The organism is Nitrospirota bacterium (assembly GCA_040754395.1).
Lineage (GTDB): Bacteria > Nitrospirota > Thermodesulfovibrionia > Thermodesulfovibrionales > SM23-35 > JBFMCL01.
Window position 1 is genome coordinate 1 of sequence record JBFMCL010000038.1, and the last position, 18487, is coordinate 18487.

The 18487-nt window shown below is 45.7% G+C and carries 20 protein-coding genes and 1 pseudogene; 16 read left to right on the top strand and 5 right to left on the bottom strand.

From position 1 onward, the window contains the following. Positions 1 to 107 precede the first annotated feature (107 nt). From AB1552_13815 to AB1552_13830, 4 genes are all read right to left on the bottom strand, one after another. Positions 108 to 344, bottom strand: a complete 237-nt coding sequence (locus AB1552_13815; protein ID MEW6054835.1) for a hypothetical protein — start codon at positions 342 to 344, stop codon at positions 108 to 110. Positions 345 to 391: 47 nt separating this feature from the next. Then, complete coding sequence (locus AB1552_13820; protein ID MEW6054836.1) at positions 392 to 1510, bottom strand: CARDB domain-containing protein; 1119 nt, start codon at positions 1508 to 1510, stop codon at positions 392 to 394. Positions 1511 to 1538: 28 nt separating this feature from the next. Next, positions 1539 to 2168, bottom strand: coding sequence for a DUF1566 domain-containing protein (locus tag AB1552_13825; protein ID MEW6054837.1), 630 nt, complete (start codon positions 2166 to 2168; stop codon positions 1539 to 1541). Between the two features lie 74 nt (positions 2169 to 2242). After that, a complete protein-coding gene (locus AB1552_13830) occupies positions 2243 to 2887 on the bottom strand; it encodes a tetratricopeptide repeat protein (GenBank protein ID MEW6054838.1) in 645 nt (214 codons plus the stop codon). Between the two features lie 647 nt (positions 2888 to 3534). On the opposite strand from AB1552_13830, the gene AB1552_13835 reads away from it, so the two are divergent. The 3 genes from AB1552_13835 to AB1552_13845 all read left to right on the top strand — a co-directional run bounded on the left by AB1552_13835 (position 3535) and on the right by AB1552_13845 (position 6677). Continuing rightward, on the top strand, positions 3535 to 3816 hold the full coding sequence (locus AB1552_13835) for a PilZ domain-containing protein (protein ID MEW6054839.1): 282 nt from the start codon (positions 3535 to 3537) through the stop codon (positions 3814 to 3816). A 214-nt stretch (positions 3817 to 4030) separates the two neighbouring features. Further along, positions 4031 to 4654: a helix-turn-helix transcriptional regulator gene (locus AB1552_13840; protein ID MEW6054840.1), complete on the top strand. Its 624-nt coding sequence runs from the start codon at positions 4031 to 4033 to the stop codon at positions 4652 to 4654. 328 nt (positions 4655 to 4982) lie between these two features. Beyond that, entirely contained in the window at positions 4983 to 6677 is a 1695-nt protein-coding gene (locus tag AB1552_13845; GenBank protein MEW6054841.1) for an NAD-binding protein, read from the top strand. A gap of 20 nt (positions 6678 to 6697) precedes the next feature. Here the strand turns inward: AB1552_13845 and AB1552_13850 are convergent, their stop codons facing one another. After that, positions 6698 to 7114: a hypothetical protein gene (locus AB1552_13850; GenBank protein ID MEW6054842.1), complete on the bottom strand. Its 417-nt coding sequence runs from the start codon at positions 7112 to 7114 to the stop codon at positions 6698 to 6700. Positions 7115 to 7275: 161 nt separating this feature from the next. Here AB1552_13850 and rpmE point away from each other — a divergent pair, with 161 nt between their 5' ends. The 13 genes and pseudogenes from rpmE to AB1552_13915 all read left to right on the top strand — a co-directional run bounded on the left by rpmE (position 7276) and on the right by AB1552_13915 (position 18403). After that, positions 7276 to 7476 carry a 50S ribosomal protein L31 gene (gene rpmE / locus AB1552_13855; GenBank protein ID MEW6054843.1) on the top strand — a complete coding sequence of 67 codons (201 nt, stop codon included), beginning with the start codon at positions 7276 to 7278 and terminating at the stop codon, positions 7474 to 7476. Positions 7477 to 7623: 147 nt separating this feature from the next. After that, positions 7624 to 8502, top strand: a complete 879-nt coding sequence (locus AB1552_13860) for a DUF1385 domain-containing protein (GenBank protein MEW6054844.1) — start codon at positions 7624 to 7626, stop codon at positions 8500 to 8502. Next, positions 8495 to 9556: a peptide chain release factor 1 gene (prfA, locus tag AB1552_13865; protein ID MEW6054845.1), complete on the top strand. Its 1062-nt coding sequence runs from the start codon at positions 8495 to 8497 to the stop codon at positions 9554 to 9556. The genes AB1552_13860 and prfA overlap by 8 nt, the downstream gene beginning before the upstream one ends. A gap of 78 nt (positions 9557 to 9634) precedes the next feature. Continuing rightward, on the top strand, positions 9635 to 10072 hold the full coding sequence (locus AB1552_13870) for a disulfide isomerase DsbC N-terminal domain-containing protein (GenBank protein ID MEW6054846.1): 438 nt from the start codon (positions 9635 to 9637) through the stop codon (positions 10070 to 10072). A 12-nt stretch (positions 10073 to 10084) separates the two neighbouring features. Continuing rightward, positions 10085 to 10408 (top strand): annotated as a pseudogene (locus AB1552_13875) (thioredoxin fold domain-containing protein). A gap of 184 nt (positions 10409 to 10592) precedes the next feature. Continuing rightward, the gene (locus AB1552_13880) at positions 10593 to 10781 is read left to right on the top strand and encodes a hypothetical protein (protein ID MEW6054847.1); all 189 of its coding nucleotides are present in this window, start codon (positions 10593 to 10595) and stop codon (positions 10779 to 10781) included. A gap of 306 nt (positions 10782 to 11087) precedes the next feature. Next, complete coding sequence (locus AB1552_13885) at positions 11088 to 11936, top strand: response regulator transcription factor (GenBank protein ID MEW6054848.1); 849 nt, start codon at positions 11088 to 11090, stop codon at positions 11934 to 11936. Beyond that, the gene (locus tag AB1552_13890) at positions 11911 to 12276 is read left to right on the top strand and encodes a response regulator (protein MEW6054849.1); all 366 of its coding nucleotides are present in this window, start codon (positions 11911 to 11913) and stop codon (positions 12274 to 12276) included. Before AB1552_13885 ends, AB1552_13890 begins: the two co-directional genes overlap by 26 nt. A gap of 160 nt (positions 12277 to 12436) precedes the next feature. Continuing rightward, the gene (locus AB1552_13895; protein MEW6054850.1) at positions 12437 to 13312 is read left to right on the top strand and encodes a C1 family peptidase; all 876 of its coding nucleotides are present in this window, start codon (positions 12437 to 12439) and stop codon (positions 13310 to 13312) included. A 56-nt stretch (positions 13313 to 13368) separates the two neighbouring features. After that, positions 13369 to 13602, top strand: a complete 234-nt coding sequence (locus AB1552_13900) for a hypothetical protein (GenBank protein MEW6054851.1) — start codon at positions 13369 to 13371, stop codon at positions 13600 to 13602. Beyond that, positions 13599 to 16280 (top strand): DUF6531 domain-containing protein, encoded by a 2682-nt coding sequence (locus AB1552_13905; protein MEW6054852.1) that lies wholly within the window; start codon positions 13599 to 13601, stop codon positions 16278 to 16280. The genes AB1552_13900 and AB1552_13905 overlap by 4 nt, the downstream gene beginning before the upstream one ends. Next, complete coding sequence (locus AB1552_13910) at positions 16162 to 17760, top strand: RHS repeat-associated core domain-containing protein (GenBank protein ID MEW6054853.1); 1599 nt, start codon at positions 16162 to 16164, stop codon at positions 17758 to 17760. Before AB1552_13905 ends, AB1552_13910 begins: the two co-directional genes overlap by 119 nt. A gap of 286 nt (positions 17761 to 18046) precedes the next feature. Continuing rightward, positions 18047 to 18403, top strand: a complete 357-nt coding sequence (locus AB1552_13915; GenBank protein ID MEW6054854.1) for an RHS repeat-associated core domain-containing protein — start codon at positions 18047 to 18049, stop codon at positions 18401 to 18403. Positions 18404 to 18487 lie beyond the last annotated feature (84 nt).

Here is an 18487-nt window from a genome sequence, read left to right on the forward strand (position 1 = left end):
GATTTTTTTAGGTCAGAGCATAATGTGCATATGAAACTGCCTTGCTTTTGTCTTTGTTTCCCTTTTTGTAAATCAAAAAACGCTGAAAAGTCTCCTGCGTAGGAAATTTATGAATTAAGTGGGCTAGAATTGCATTTGTCACCGTTCGGCCCATCGTCAGCCCGCAATTTTTGACTCCAGGCCGGGAGGACCTCGTCAAGAGTTTTCATTGTTGGCACTGGGTTTCCTGACAAATCAACAGCATCTGGCGCTGGCTCTAAGCTGCCTGCGATGCTCAGACACGGCAGAAGGACAAAAGCTATGACAATTACCCCTGTCAAAATTATTTTTCCTCTCGCTTTCATTTCAAACCTCCTCTTGATTCAATAGTCTTAACTAAATCTTTGACAAGCTACTTCGTCCCCTGTATTGTGAAAGTGGCTGCTGAAACATCCTCGGCAACCTTATTCCCTGCGGAATCATAGCCTATGACTTTCACGAGACAATTGGGCAAATCTTTTTTTGTCTTTGGTACAGTCCAGTTAAAGCTTGCACCCGAGACACCACCCGCAATGATCTCCCATTTCCAGTTCTTTTTCTTTCCTGCATCGATTGAAAACAGCAGATCGTATGTAACCGTCTGCGCAGACGGCGACCATTGAATGGTGTAAACTGACTGCGATGGAATAATCTCTCCACCGTTTGGCTTGATCAACTCGAAGACGGCAACAGTCGCAATAGTTATTGGTTTGGAATTTGTATTATTGTTCTCAGCCTCCTCAACGATGCTATCAGACCAATCTGCCTTGGCAATAATGAAACAGTTGCCCATCGGCGGGTATGGAGGAATAGTTACATGGTAGTTTCCTCCCACACTGCTTGTACCAGCATCAAGCGCATCGACCGGTCTGCTGTATAGAAAGATATCTCCTGAATCAAGTGACGCATCAGTTGAAAGATAATATCCTGTCGTAGACTCAGGCGCGGAACCAAGACCATTATTCATTGTTGTATCCGTGATGATAATTTCTTCACCGGGAGCAGCCGTATCAGGCGCAGAGAGTGACGTAACAACAAGGTCCGGTTTCGGCGGCCTCCAGGAAGTCTTGAGAGGCTTACCATTAGGAGCAAAATTGATCCAGCCGATATTTTCGCCCCATGCCTTCCCGCTAAAGGCGCCTGTGGCAGGATCGATGGTCACCCCTCCGTTACTTGGTGCAAAATTAATCCACCCTACATTCTCGCCCCATGCAAAGCCGGAAAGATTGCCATTTCCGTCATTGGCAACTCCGCCAGTTGCGGGACTCAGGTTGATCCATCCCACATTCTCTCCCCAGGCTTTACCAATAACTGCCGAATCAGTCACCGTTACTCCTTCTCCCTGGGATGGCTCAAAATTGATCCATCCTACATTCTCGCCCCAGGCATACTGCGACCCGTCATTGTCCGGGTCGATGTTTCCGGCAAGGGCGGCGACAGGGAAGAGAAGGAACGTGATGATAAGAAAGATTTTGTATTTACAGGTCATCATTGTTCTTACCTCCTTTCAAATTTTTTAATTATTGAGGGGCAAGACCCTGCCCTCCTCGAACACACCATACATACATGTCGGAGGTCATATTCAAGTCGTACACGAGGCCATCGAGCATGCCCACAAACGCTGCGCTGCTGGTGAAGGTCGTAGATGACCAGTAGTTGCCCGACTGCACATTTTCAAATGGATGTCCTGCAGGAAGTGCAGGGTGGCGCACAGAGGGATATGGCTCTGACAGGCTTGTAAACTCTTCTATCGAAGGAAGTCTCCAGTCAAGTGCAAAGGTATAACGTCTACCAAAATCTGGACCAAAAAAATTACAGTAATTAACAGCGTCCTGCCAATTCTTCAATCCACCCAAGTTTGCATCTCTTGTCCACATCAGACCGGTTGCCCTATCCAGCACAACGTCGTCTGAGTTCACGTCAGGTGTTCCCTCATTAGATACTGCAAATCGAGTGTTATTGGGCCATAATTCAAAGCCTGTCGGCAGCGGAGTAACGGCTTCGTGAATCTCTTCGAGAGTGTACATAGTTGGTCCAGGTGGGTCGCTTGGCTCCAAACTGCCTGCGATGCTAAGACACGGCAGAAATAACAACAAAGCAACAACCATAAGAATAATTGACATAAATCTTATGCTTTTCCTCTCACTCATACTGCTCTTCCTCCTTCTGCTTGTTAGAAATGATTTGTAATCCCTCCTAACCTCCCTTTTAAAAAGGGGGGGAATTAAAAGGCCTTATCATACTCTTTCAGCCTGTTTTTGAACTCATCATTATACGGCTCTAATTTGAGAGCCTTGTTTTCGGCTTCAATAGCCTCCTTCACCATCCCATTTATAAAATATGCTCTGGCTAAAGTATCAAGAATCTCTGCATTCTTCTCCTTCGATAGCTCTGCTGCCTTCTTAGCATGTTCCAATGATTTCGCCTTATCCCTGAAACTCTCATCGTTTGCTGAGACATAAAGATAGGCGATGTTGTTATGAACAGCAGCATCATTGGGCTTAAGCTCCAGTGCCTTTGCGTAATCGCTCAATGCATCCTTGTACCTTCCTAATCTCTCCCGGCAGATTCCTCGGTATACATAGGCAGAAGCCATCCTCGGGTCCATGACAATCACCTTTTCAAAGTCGGCTTCAGCCTCTTTCTCTTTCCCTGACTTAAAGAAGGCTATTCCACGATTGTAGTAATTATTGATTTCAAAAGGAGACATTTCGATGGCCTTGCTGTAATTGACTATGGCGGTAGGATAATCTTTCTTCTGAAAGGCTGTTGAGGCAGATTTTATATGCTGCTGATAGGACTTATACTTCTCGGAAAACTCTTCATCTGCCTGTACAGATGTGCTGCTCGATATTAACAAAAATAACAAGAGCGGAATTATATATGGCGAAGATAATTTGAAATTGCCTATGCGGGCGTGAGTGTGGTTTGAAGTGGCGGGCGGCGAACTATCGAACCCCCAAAACCTCAATAAAGAAACTGCTTCTCCCCGGTGCTGCACTTGCCTTCCCCCCAGTACGGCAAAGAGACTATGCCGCATTGAAGACAATTAATCAACACATTAGCCCATTTTGTGCATAATTGCAAGCATTTTTGTTGCGTTATTGCCAATCTGATGATACCGGAGAGCAGGTTACAGATTGGTCACAGATTCTTGATTTGTCTACCCCAGATCCAGCGATTCGCATAGTCTTGCAAGTGCAGTTGCGAGGCAGCAGTGCAACACCTCAAACGTGAGACTCCTCACTACGTTCAGAACAATTTCATTTTCACACGGCAAGATCGCCACGCTTCGCTCGCGATGACAAAATGGCCATGTCATTGCGAGGAGCGAAGCGACGAAGCAATCCCCTTACAGGTACAGTACAAAAAATGATACCCCCTACCCCGGTAGTATTGATCGCGCATACAAAAGTCCATAGAATGGTTTTCAGACAGGCCATGTCACGTTTGCAAAAATATATTCCGGGGACAGCATTCGTGAAGAATTCCGGGCCTTATCGGGGAGGTTGAGAGATGCAGAAGACAAAGATACGAAACAGAAGGCAGCACGAACGCAGTGTGGGAAGCGGCACAGTGGAATATTCGGTGATTTCCTCAGCGCATGATACTGTTTCCTACGGTATCATTTCTGATATAAGCCCACTGGGCATGTGCCTCCTGACACCCATTCCCCTGCAGCGCGGAGAAAAGATACTGGTGAAAAATGACGCCCCCACGACCATGTCCAAGACTGCGGAAGTGCTCTGGAGCGATATCGGTGCGTTCTTTTTTAAAGCGGGGCTTAAATTCCTGTGAGAGCGCGCATACCTTTCAGCACCGCTGAATTGCGCCAATAACACGGTTATCTTCTCCATACAAAACGCTCCGCCTTGCAGGATTGCCGGTTCGGTCTTTTCTTCCCGGAGCGGGCAAAATCACCCCTCCATTTAACGCGGGATTATTCCTGAAAAATCTCCGCGTTCACTTTCTTTTTTCCAACTATGACAATCTTTGGTATAATGAGTACAGAATGAGCGAAAGCAGTTTTCATAAGAGCCCGATTTTCGAAAATATTCACGATGTCACGTTCTCGCAGTATCATCCGGGCGCAAACGAGGAAATAATAAATTTCATCTTCGATACCCTGCCTGCCGGGGTTATTGTGCTCAACAGAAAAATCGACATAGTCTACAGCAACAGACAGGCCTCACTGTTTCTGAACCGTTTTGATCTCCCCGAGGAAATCCCTTCCGTCAGCCGGAGGATCTTCGATGCCCTCGACAGGGAAAAGTTCCGGGAGTTCTTTCCGGGGGAGATCACGGTGACAAAAAAATTCGAGGGGTCTCCGAACACATGGATATTCCGCTTTGCCGTGCCTGCACAGTCTCCTCCTGTTATTATTCTGTTTATCAGTGAGGACAAGATTTCCTATAAATTGAACGTGAATGAAATCAGGCAGCAATACCGGCTCACCCGGCGGGAGACGGACATCCTCAGGCGCGTGCTGGACGGACTCAAGAATACCGAAATATCAAAGGAATTTGAGATTGTTGAGCAGACGGTGAAAGACCATCTCAGCAATATCTATGTAAAAATAGGGGTTGAGAACAGGTTTGATCTCATTCGTTCCCTCGTAAGTTCTCCCCATCATTAGGTTCTCACCTGTTTTTCTGACTGAAGGCACCATCTTCCTGAGGTTGACATCATCAGAATCTGATATAATTATGCATTTTACAGCAAGTTCTTCTGCTGAGGACAGTGTAATGGAAAACTGCCGGAAATCACACGAAGTTCCCGGAATCGTGCAGGGTGATGAATCCTGACTCCCTTCAATATGGCAATGCGTTCGGAACCAAGAAAGGGTTGGCGGGGCTGCCGCATACCGGTATATTTCGTGAACCATACTGCAGCAAAAAATTCGGCACAACCGTAAAATATGCATGGCGCACTGATTTAATTACTACTGGCATGGTATTGAGCGTATGAAATTTATTCCGTCACAGATCATCTACTTCCTGAAAACGGCCGGCACAAAGAGAAACATCCGGCTTCTGAACAAGTTCTTCATCATCCTCTTTTCGCTTATCGCTCTTTACAGCACGCTCTTTCACTATATTATGGAGTATGAAGGCAGGAACTTCAGCTGGATCACCGGCCTTTACTGGACGTTTGTGACGATGACGACGCTCGGCTTCGGTGATATCACTTTCTCAAGCGACCTCGGGAAAGTGTTTTCAGTCCTCGTCCTTCTGTCAGGGGTTATTTTTTTGCTGGTCATGCTCCCGTTCACCTTTATCCGCTTCTTTTACGCGCCTTGGCTTGAAGCAAAGGAAAAGGCAAGGGCGCCGAGAGAGTTGGCTGCGGGAACGAACAAACATATCATCCTTACGAATACGGACCCCATTTCACTCAGTCTCGTTGAAAAACTCACGCAATACAATTACAGCTATTCCATCGTGGTGCCCGATCTGCAGCGTGTGCTCGAATTCCATGATATGAACTATAGCGTCGTTATGGGCGACCTCGATGATCCGGACACCTACAAACGGCTTCGCATCGATAATGCAGCACTTGTGGTCGTCAACAACAACGACATGCTCAATACCAATATCACCTTCACGATCCGGTCTTTTTCCAAGCATGTTCCGATTGTCGCTACCGCCGATGCTGAAGATTCTCTCGACATCCTCAGGCTTGCGGGAGCCTCGTATGTGTTCCACTTTACGAAGATGCTCGGCAGCGCTCTTGCCCGGCGCGCCCTCGGATCCAATCTGCAGGCAAATGTGATAGGAAGGTTTGGCGAACTCCTTATTGCAGAGGCGCCTGCCATGCGGACCATTCTGGAAGGCCGTACTTTGAGGGAAACGAAGCTGCGGGAAAAAACAGGTGTGACTGTTGTCGGCATGTGGGAGAGAGGGAAGTTCGAGATACCGCTTCCCGACAGTCAGATAAGCCCGACAAGCGTCCTCGTGCTTGCGGGTTCCGAGGATCATCTCAGCAATTATGACCGTATCGTGGGAGCTTCATATACCTTTACATCTCATGTAGTAATCCTCGGAGGAGGCCGTGTAGGCTGTGCCACGGCAGACGCATTGAGGGAGAGGGGAATCGAGTGCCGGATAGTGGAAAACAACAGGGAACTTGTCGAAAAGAGGGAAAACTATATTTTCGGCAGTGCCGCTGACATTAATACCCTTAACCGGGCAGGAATCAAAGAGGCTCCGAGCGTGTTCATCACCACCCATGATGATGACCTCAATATATATCTGACCATCTATTGCAGGAGGCTGAGGCCGGAAATGCAGATCATCAGCAGGGCTACGCTCGAACGCAACATCAGCAAGCTCCATGAGGCAGGTGCCGACATAGTTATGTCCTATGCATCACTGGCAGTGAACACCATTGTCAATATTCTGAAACCGAATGAGGTTCTCATGCTTACCGAGGGGCTGAATGTCTTTCGGGTTCAATTGCCGGCCGAACTGATAGGAAAGAGCCTTCAGGAGACGGGTCTGCGGGAAAAAACAGGATGCAGTGTAGTTGCCATACACTCCGGCGGAACCATGAAAATCAGCCCCAACCCCTATGTCCCCCTTAAGGAGGACAGTGAACTCATTCTCATCGGTACCGCCGATTCAGAGAAGAAGCTCCTTCAGGAATTCCTGCCGGGCAAGTAACTGTCATCCAGCAGCTTCCGTTAAAAACAGGTCACATCCTGAACCGCGCTTGCGACGACAAACACCTTGATATTATTGCTCTGGTTGTCAACCGGTATGAGGAAAAAGCCGCCTTTCTTCTGTTCGAGGAAAAACCCCTTTTCCCACGGGACATCCCCTTCAATGTGTCCCATCATTGACTCGCCGTCAAAGAATCTCACGAACACCTTTTTGCCTCTGGCGGTCGCATGGACAAAGGATTTCCTGTCAGAATAGGCTTTGTCGCCCTCGAAGGTCTTCACATAAAAAATAGCCTTCAGATCACTGAGACTGATACTCTGCCTACCCGACGAATCATCATCTATCGAGACAGTCTCGTCGGTCGCCACGAATTTTTCAAGGTATCCCCTGAGAATCCTGCCGTCTGCAAATCGCACGATAACCTTCTGCCGTTCCATGGTTTTCCCGTCCGTTGCTACAATTATATATAATGGAACAGATTTTTCAAGATACAAAAATGTGACTGCCGGGTCCCTGAAAAAACATCCTGCCTGTCCCTTGCCAAAATCTTTATGGATTTATTAATATATGTGTTATCCTATATTTCAGGAGGTTCAAGTTGAAAGAAGGAATTCATCCGTCATATAATGAGGCGACTGTCGTATGTGCCTGCGGAGAGACATTTACGACAAAGTCTACGCGCCAGAAGATTCAGGTGGATATCTGCTCGAAGTGCCATCCGTTTTTTACCGGCAAGCAGAAAATTGTCGATGCTGAGGGCAGAGTAGAGAAGTTCAAGAGAAAATACGCAAAAAAGTAGCTGCGATTACAGGAAAAGTCGTTAGTCAACCATTCCCTGACTAACGGCTTTTTTTTGAGAATTGCGAATGAAATTTCAGGGAATTCGAGAAATATCACCGCGTCCCTTGCTTCTTGCGAGGGGTGGCATAAGAATATCAGGAGAGACATGAAGAATATAGGCGGGCAGGCGGTCATCGAAGGAGTGATGATGAAGGGGAAAAACGCGTGGACCGTTGCGGTCCGCGGCCCGAACGGGGAAATCCATGTGAAAAAGGAACCCCTGTCGGAACTTCCGAAACTGCTCCGGCTTCCGGTCATCCGGGGTTTCATCACGCTCTTCCACGCCATGTTTATCGGTATTAAGGCAATTGAATTCTCCGCGAACAAGGCATATGAAGAAGAGGAAGGGAAAGCCCTGAATCCGCTTGCGATCAGCCTGACCATCGGCCTTTCGCTGCTCCTTGGGATAGCGCTCTTTATCCTGCTTCCGCTGTATGCGACAAAGCTGCTGGGACTGGTATTCGCATCCATATCAAGCAGTTCGTTCATGTTCAACTTTGTCGACGGCATACTCAGGGTGTTCATTTTCCTTCTCTATGTCATCTCGATCGGGTCATGGAAGGAAATGAGGAGGATATTTGAATATCATGGCGCTGAGCACAAGGTCATTCACGCATACGAGAACGGCAAAGAACTTACCATGCCCAATATCAGAGACCACAGTCCTCTCCATCCGCGTTGCGGCACAAGCTTCCTCCTGATTGTCATGGTGATCAGCATTTTTACCTTCTCCTTCATCCCCCAGGAATGGTCGTTTCTCTACAAGTTCCTCGCGAGGCTCGTCCTCATCCCTCTGATCGCCGGTCTTTCGTACGAATTTCTGCGGCTTTCTGCAAAGACAAGACACAATATCATCATGCATGTCCTGATACAGCCCGGCCTGCTGCTGCAGAGGCTCACCACGCGCGAGCCTGATGAGTCCCAGATTGAGGTAGCCCTGAGGGCGCTCGAGGAAGTGCTCGTGACCGAGGAAACAAATGCTTGATAAACTCAGGGCTATAGAGCACAAGTTTGAGGAGCTGAACCGCATGCTCATGGACCCCGAAGTATTGGCAAAACCCGCCGAGCTTCAGCGTTATTCAAAGGAACAGGCCGAAATTGTTCCGCTTGTCGAGAAGATAAAGGAATACAGCAAGCTCCTGTCTGACATTGAGGGGGCAGAGGAGATTTTACAGACAGGGGACGGAGACCTTCGCGAACTTGCACAGGAAGAACTCAGCCAGCTGAGGGAGATGAAACCGCAAATAGAGGAAGAGCTCAAAATCATGCTCCTTCCGAAAGACCCCCGTGATGAAAAAAATGTAATCCTCGAGATACGGGCGGGAACCGGGGGTGAGGAGGCAGCCCTGTTTGCCTCAAACCTTCTCCGGATGTACCTGAAATACGCGGAACAGAAAAGATGGAAAGTCGAGACGATAGACCTGAACGCAACAGGGCTCGGCGGGATCAAGGAGGTGATCGTTTCGATACAGGGGAAAAATGCATACAGCCGCCTCAAGTATGAAAGCGGGGTGCACCGGGTCCAGCGGGTGCCTGTGACAGAAGCATCCGGAAGAATCCACACCTCTGCCGCAACAGTCGCGGTACTGCCCGAGGCAGAAGAGGTCGACATCAAAGTCGAGGAAAAAGATCTCAGGGTTGATACCTTCTGCGCATCCGGTCCAGGCGGCCAGGGGGTCAACACCACCTATTCTGCCGTGAGGATCGTCCATATCCCGACCGGGATCATCGTGCAATGCCAGGACGAACGCTCCCAGATCAAGAATAAGGACAAGGCCATGAAAGTCCTGCGTTCAAGGCTGTATGAGATAGAAATGGAACGGCAGGAAAGGGAAAGGGCATCCGCCAGGAAATCGCAGGTGGGAACCGGCGACAGGAGTGAAAAAATAAGGACATACAATTTCCCCCAGAACCGTGTCACCGACCACAGGATAGGGTTCACCCTGCACAAGCTTGACCGGGTTCTTGAGGGAGAGATCGACGAGATCATCGACAGCCTGGCGACGCACTACCAGGCAGAACGCATTAAGGAACTCTGATTACCGGGAAGGGAAAAATTCTACGGGATTCCATGATTTTTTTCTGTGTATTATTCTGAAAGTATGGTATACTTTCCTATGCGTAAATTTTTCTTCATCACCTTCGCAGTAATTGCCGTGCTTGTGCTCAGCACTGTCCATACTACCCACAGCGGTGAAACCACCGATCATAACTGCTCCAAGTGCCACCAGATAACGAATGCCGATGCGTCTGCCCTTCTCCGGGACATTATCCCGGAACTGAAAATCCTCGAAATACGCCAGGCCACCATTAAGGGGTTATGGGAAATTGCCATTGAAACACGGGGCCAGAAAGGCATTGTCTATGTGGACTACTCGAAAAAGAACATCATCTCCGGCTCTGTCATTGATATCGAGACAAAAACAAACCTGACTCAGGAACGGTCCATAGAGATCAATAAGGTAGACGTCTCCGCAATTCCTCTCGATGACGCCCTGGTGATGGGAGAAAAAGACGCCAAACACCGGGTGATTGTGTTCGACGACCCCGATTGACCATACTGTGAAAAACTTCATCAGGAGATGAAGAAGGTCGTCGCAAAGAGAAAAGATATTGTTTTTTACATAAAGATTTTTCTGTTGCCCATGCACAAGGGATCATACGAAAAAGCAAAAGCCATTGTATGTGAAAAATCCCTTTCGATGCTTGACGATGCATTTGCAAAGAAACCCCTGCCAAAACCCAAATGCAAAACTGACGCAATTGACGAAAATATCAAGCTTGCAGAAAAACTCGGCATCAGAGGGGCTCCTGCCATCATACTGCCAAACGGAAGCGTCATCCCCGGCTATAAGGACGCAGATACCCTTATTTCCCTGATAGACAAGTAATACCGGCCTACAAAATCGTCATCTGCATTTTCCGGTATCAGGACAATCTCCCCTTCCGGTTCTCCCTGTAAAATCGGGGACAGGATACCTTACAGTGTATTATTCATAAATTTCTTACTCAATACAGCAGAGAAATATTGTATAGTACTCTAGTCATGAACAGCTACGGACACCACATAGGGCAATGAACAACAGCTCAGACAACTGGCTCAAGGACGAACTGCTCCAGGCGTTCTATAATGTGATTGACGATTTCAAAACCGGATTGATTGACGACGGGACATTCAAAGAAAGGCTCCTGAGACTGGCGGAGAGATACCGGCGCACCTTTCTTGACAAGGAGGTCAAGGCAGACCAGAAAGATCTGTTCTGAGAACCGATTGTTCCGCTGCTCCAAATCCTTTTTTCTATACCCTTCCGAGGGATAGAACTTTCTTTCCCTTCTTAGTAAATCTTTTCAACTTCCTCTTTTTAAGCATTAAGTATTTACCCGCACGCTCTCAACATCATAAATAGCTAATATTTGCATATAATAAGCATTTTTACTTGATATTACGAGTTATTTTGCTATTAACTTTTATATTGCATGATATTTACCAATATTATCCAATTTTTGTGACTTTACATTTTTTGTGAAGAAATTATAATTAAAATAAATAAGCAAAAGCTTTATATTGCCATGAATACCCATACACTGCTTTTGGTTGACGATGACCCCTCCGTCAGGGGCTCCCTGAAAAACGCCCTCGAAAAAGAATACCGTGTTCTTGAAGCATCCCGGTATTCTGAAGCGCTCAGGATGCTCCGTTATCCCATCAGCCTTGCGATTATCGACTATGTTCTGCCTGACAATACCGGCCTGGAAGCGTTAGCGGCACTGAGAGTCACAGACCCTTCCATGCCCGCAATAATCATGACGGTTCAGAACGACAAAGAAATACCCCCGGGTTCTGCCCAAAAAGACTTCACTGAGTTTATGCGAAAACCGGTCAGCCTTTCCTCGCTCAGGATGAAACTTCACACAATACTTTCTGACGACGGTATGCCGCTCAGGCATGCATATGAAGGATCGAAAGAACTTGTCTTCAGTGCCATTGTCAAGCACATTGAAGACAGATATATGCAAGACATCTCGCTGGATACGCTTGCCGGCCTCGCACGCATGAGCAAGTTCAGCGTCTGCAGGGCGTTCAAGAAAAGGTTTGGCCAGACTTTTATCACATATCTCAACAGCATCAGGATACGAAATGCGGAAAAGCATCTGAAAAATACCCGTTACAGCATTAGAGAAATAGCATATTTCGTCGGGTACAGAAATACCGCTCATTTCAACCGCGTATTCAAAGCAGCCCATAAGGTTTCACCGAGAGAGTACAGGAAACAGGCAGTCTTTCTGCATCAGAACAAACACTTGCAGGAAGAATCTGCAGTGAAAAAAGGATCGTCAGACTGCAGGACAATCCAATGGGAAAACATTGCGCACACAGACACAGGAGACAAGTATGGCACAAAAGATACTCATAATTGATGATGACGACAATAATCTGAGTCTGTTCAGCACGGTGCTGAAATGCGACGGGTATGAGACGCTCCAGGCAAAGGATGGCGCGGAAGGCATCAAGCTTGCAGAAACAGAGAAGCCCAATCTCATTCTGATGGATATCCAGATGCCTGTAATGGACGGGTTCACTGCAATACGGATTCTGAGGTCTCAGCCCCCCACAAGAAATATCCCTTCCATTGCGCTGACCTCGTATGCTCTGGCAGAGGGAAGAGAAGGTTTCCTGAAACGGGGATTTGTAGACTTCATTCCCAAACCGATTAAGCTGAAGGAATTCCTCAGGATCATTGAGGGACATCTGACATAACGCTGTCCCGCAAAGGATGAAGAAAACATCTGCAAAATTCTTCTGTAACGCAGGCATAGCAGCACATGGCGAAGATCCTTTTCATCAGGATTCAGGGATCCGCAAGAAACATCTTTTCAGGCGGTTTTCATCCGAAAAACCTTAATAGCAAGGAGGAGTTATGTATGATTGCGAAACGAAATCGGGTATGGGATGGATACCGGATTATCCGGATTTCAGAGATTATACGGAATCTCATGAGGCAATCAACGCTGTACTTGCACCGACAAAGGTACTCAAGACTTCCGCAAAAATTCCTGCATCGGTCGACCTGAGGGCATGGTGTTCTGCGGTCGAAGACCAGAAGTCTCTCGGTTCCTGTACTGCCCACGCAGGAATCGGAATCGTTGAATACTATGAAAACAGAACCTTCGGCAAATATACTGATGCCTCCCGCCTCTTTCTTTACAAGGTTACACGGAACCTCCTTCACTGGACCGGCGACACGGGGGCTTTTCTCCGCAGCACCATGGGGGCGCTTGTCCTGTTCGGTGCACCTCCCGAGGAATACTGGCCATATAAAATCGCAGATTTTGATCTGGAACCATCGGCATTCTGCTACGCATTCGGACAAAGCTATCAGGCGATAAAATATTTCAGGCATGATCCACCGGGAATATCAGCCTCTGACCTGCTTGATCGCATCAGGAAATACCTTGCGGCAGGACATCCTTCCATGTTCGGATTCACAGTATACAACTCTATTAGCCAGGCGGGTATCACCGGGAAGATCCCGTATCCGTGCAAAGGGGAAAAGATACTCGGCGGACATGCCATTGCTGCTGTCGGCTACGATGACAAAATGAAGATCAAGAATGCAAATCCATGCGGAGTCCAGTCAACCGGCGCGATTCTCATTCGAAACTCCTGGGGGACAGGATGGGGGGATCGCGGATATGGATGGCTGCCTTACGATTATGTGATGAAAGGTCTCGCAGAAGACTTCTGGTCGATTCTGAAGAAGGAATGGGTAGATACAGGATTGTTTAAGGTGTGAAGTGAACTAAGAAACCCTTTGATACGTATGAGATAAAGGCAAAGGTAGAGTTTCTTATGGAGTTAACAAATATAAAAACAGAGCAGCGTCAACCGATATTAATCGGAACATTGAACGAAAGCCCTCAAAAAACAATAAAAGGTATTCCTTCAGACATTTTGAATGGAATAACAAGAGCTAAAAAATTTATTGATGAAAATTACATTTTCAATGTGAATATTGCTGAAATGATAAAAGAAGCGGGAATGACAGGAAAAATTAAACGATCTCAAAAAGGAGGTAAGAAGTGAAAAGTAGATTCCGAGTTTCTTCAATTTTAGTCATCTGTATCTGTACCATCGTTCTTTTTCTCTTATCATCAGCTTCACTATATGCATATGACGAGATTTATGATGCACCGGGGATTAATCCTCACAGAGAAACCCTTTCTTCCATACCGGAGGAGAATATAGACCTTTTTACAGGAGGACTGACACTCAGCCATGTGGATTTCAGGCTTCCTGGCAATGGAGGGCTTGACCTTGTCATCCAGCGGACATTTAACTCAAAGAATGTTTGTAACGGCTGGACTTGTGTTGGAAGTACCTGTGCTTGTGAAAAAGGGGAAAATACCTGGCTTGGTTATGGCTGGACTCTGCATTTTGGGAGGCTATTTAAATCATCCAGCGCCAATATTCAGCATGTCATAGAGATGCCTGATGGTTCGAGGCATGCCGCATATAGTAAATCCGGCACAACACAGTTCATAACTAAAGATTACTGGTTATTAGATTCAGGCACCAGCTATATTTTAACGTTAACCAATGGAACAAAGATATATTATGGACAGCCGGGCCCTTCACTTCCGAACTGGCCCCAACACTCGATTTATTATGCAAATAAAATACAGGACGTAAATGGAAATACAATCAATATTTATTACAAATCCTCCGGAAGCAATATTATTTCCTACGTTATAGATTCTGTTGGGAGAAGAATAGATTTCACGACAAGTACTATTAATGGAGCTACAAAACTGACTTCCATTTCAGGCTCTGGTGTAAGTATCAGTTATACTCATCAGTCCCTTACGACGCTATATGATACTTTGCTGGTTAAAGCTAATCTTCCGGCAGGTAATCCATGGGAATATACTTATAATGGCCTTGAGCTCAAAAGTGTTAAAAGTCCATATGGAGGAGTAATTTCGTATACCTATAATTTTTCACAAGTTCTTATGGGTGGTTCCTATCTTTACTACAGAACTGTAGTCCAGAAGAGCGCAAGTGGCAGGGGTATACCTTCAGGAACATGGACATTTGCATATTCTCAAGGAACATATAACGAATTTACACAGATAGGTGATCCATGTGGAAGAACCATTAAATACAGTTATTACGGTTATGGAAGCACCTATCTGTCAGATGGAAATATGTGGAAGATTGGATTGCCTAAATCAAAAGAGATTGTTGGAGAGGAGACAATTAACCATGACTGGACAAATTCATCATACATATCAACGGATGATTATATTTTACCAATCAACCATAGAGACAGCTACATATACGTACCCTATGTAACCAAGAGAGCAATAACAAGAGAGGGGAAGACCTATACAATTGACTATAGCAATTATGACAGTTATGGTAACTCAAAAACCATTTCTGAATCAGGTGATAAGACAAGGGCAACAAACAAAACTTACTGGTATAACACAACGAAGAACATAGTGCAGAACAAACCTTCTTCGGAGACTGTTTCAGGCGGTTTCTCCGGCAGTTTTACAACCAACTATACATATGACAGCAATGGCAATCTCACACAATTGAACAAATATGGTGTTGTAACAAATTATTCATACTATACCAATGGCAATCTCTATTCCACTACTGATGCCAATGGGAAAACAACCTCCTACCAGTGGAGTAACGGCAGAATCTCAAAGACAACAAACCCGATATATTCCATCTCGCGCTCCATAAATAGTAACGGAACAATCGCAAGTGAGACTAATGGAAGGGGTTACACAACAAATTACACCTATGACGGCAACCTGAGATTGACAAAGATAATCCCGCCTGTTGGGAACGTAACCAATTTCTCTTATCCAGCAGACAATTCATACAGAAAGGAAAGCAGGGGTGGATATTATATCTACTATTACTATGATGGATTCGGAAGGCCTTCAGGAACATATGACAGCAAAAGTGTTGATACGGATGTTATATATAAAAGTTGCGGACTAAAAAATTACACTACATTAAACATAGGCGACACTGTTTATTACGATAATTTTGAGAGGATAAAACAAATAACTCATAAGGATAGCACAAAGATAACCTGCTCTTATTCAGGCAGCAATGTAACAGTTACCGATGAGGCTGCTAAAACAACCCTGCTCACCTACAACGCCTTTGGAAACCCTGATGAAAAATTCCTTGTCTCGGTAAAAGATGCACTAAGTAATACCACAACTTACAGCAGAAACATTCTTGGCACACTCACCGGCATAACGCAGGGTACATTAACAAGGACCTACTCCCATGATTCGAAGAATTTTCTCACATCAGAGACACATCCTGAAAGCGGGACAATCAGCTACACAAGAGATAATGTTGGCAATATGAAATCAAAAACAGATGCCCTTGGTACAAAATCCTATACGTATGACAGCATTAACCGCCTTACAAAAATCACATACGGCGCAGAAACAGTCTATTATGACTATGACAATGCGGATAACAGAATAGGCATGACTTCGCCGTCAGCAGATATTGATTACACATATGATGCAGCAAACAGGCTTACTCAAAAGACAGAGAGTATAGCAGGAAGGACTTACTCAACGAGATATGATTATGATGCTAATGATAATATTATTAATCAGTATTATCCAACCGGCACATGGATTTCCTTCAGTTACAACATCAACAATCAGAAATACCGGCATAACCGGCTTCGGCGGTACAGTACAGGCCATCAACTATAATACGGCAGGGCTTCCCACCTCCTATACCTTTTCAAATGGCATTACCACAAATATCACATATAACACCAGGAATCTCACTACGAGGATAACGGCAGGAACAGCCTTTGATAACGGCTACACTTATGACAGCAGAGGGAATACCACAAATATTACGAACTACCTTGACAATACAAAAAACCAATCATTCACGTATGATAGCCTAAGCAGGCTGGCAGGATTCAACGGCGCATGGGGAACAGGCTCTTATACATATAGCTCAGTAGGAAACAGATTGACTAAGATTGTTGCAGGGAGCACAACTTCCTATTCCTACTCCAGTAACAGATTGAGTTCCACCTCCGGAGGAGAACCCCAGACATTCAGCTATAATGGATATGGCAGCCTTACAGCAACAACGTGGAAAGGAGTCAATTATAGTTTGACTTACGATTCTTTAAACAATCTCAAGACCTATAAGTCAGGCGCTACCGTACTTGCAGATTTTGCATATGATGGCGACGGGATGAGGGTTACAAAGACAGCCAGTGGAAAAACAGTGGTATATCATTATGACAAAGACGGCAGGGTGCTGTCCGAGACAGACAGCAGCAGTAACCGCATAGCCGATTACATTTACGCGAATGGCAAGCTCATGGCGAAAATAGTACCTTCCGCGGTATACTTCTTCCACACAGACCCTGCAGGAACACCCATGGCGATGACAAATACCAGTAAAACAGTAATCTGGAAAGCAGACTACAGACCCTTCGGAGAAGAACAAACAATTACAGGTACAATTGAAAACAATGAGAAGTTTGTAGGGAAGGAAAAGGATAAAGAAACAGGGCTGTATTACTTTGGAGCAAGGTATATGGAGCCGAGGATTGGGAGGTTTGCCGCGGTTGACCCGATCGGACCTGTCAGCGGACAGACGGGCAAGGCTAATGAAAAACTACTATTAAATCCGCAGCAATTGAACAGATATGCTTATTCATTGAATAACCCTTACAGGTATAAAGACGAGGATGGAAAATGGGCAGAGGATGTTCATTCGGGTATTGGGAATCTTAAATATGGTACCTACACATGGGCACGGCAGGCAGGCTTTAATGATAAAGATGCAAAAATAATCGCAAGAGGCAATAATGCTACTGACAAAAATGCAGGCTGGGCTGTTATCACAGGAGTGCCAGGCAGGCATTTCAATACCTCAATACTAAGTACGGTGGACTCGCGGCAGATATTCGCTGAAAAAGACCTACAAACAGCGGTTGCTTTATATAGACAACGTCAGCAGCAAGAGGCTTTAGCAATACTTGGACGAGGATTGCACGGGCTACAGGATATAATAGCGCATGGTGACTGGCCGTTCATATGGCCGCATCCATCATGGTTTGATTCTGCTGAAGAAAGACCTGCAGCACTAAAGCAAACAGAGTCTCGAACTAAGGAATACTTAAATCGTTTTCGTGATACAGTAGACAAACATGAAAATGATTAAATATTCCGCACGTAATATTTTATTATTGGTATATTCTTTCATTGTGGGAGGATTATTCGGCGGAGCATTTGCTTTTTTTATAATAATTCCATTGTTTCGCATTGGCTTGGCAATTATAACTGGGAGTGATGCTGGTCCGAGTTGGGCGATCTATTTCATCAATTTGACTCTAATAATATCTATAATTGTAGGAATTTATATTAGTGAGAAGTGGTGTTTAAGTTATATAACGCGAAAGAAAAGGGAGAGTATTGATCAGAAATAGCCAGCAGGTACGGTATTGGCGATGACGGATTCCAACGGAAATTTTGTCTGGCGGTCAGATAATAAGCCCTTTGGAGAAGTACAGATCACAACAGGAACTGTTGAAAACAATAAGCAGTTTATCGGCAAGGAAAAGGATAAAGAGACAGGGCTGTATTACTTTGGTGCAAGGTATATGGAGCCGAGGATTGGGAGGTTTATGTCGCCTGATCCCGTGGGGCCTGTTGACCCGAAAACAAGCAAGACGAATTATAAGATGCTGACTAATCCGCAAAAACTGAAAGGGAACGCTTTGAGCAGGCTCATCAACATGGATGGAGGGAAAAAAGAATTATCTGCACTGAACAGTAATTGCGTTTACAGGAGGCCTTCCGGTTAAGGCCTTATCTTATGTTACGCAGCCTCCTTTCCTTCGAAAATATCATAGACATACTGATCATATAAGGCAAGCCCATCAGTTAAC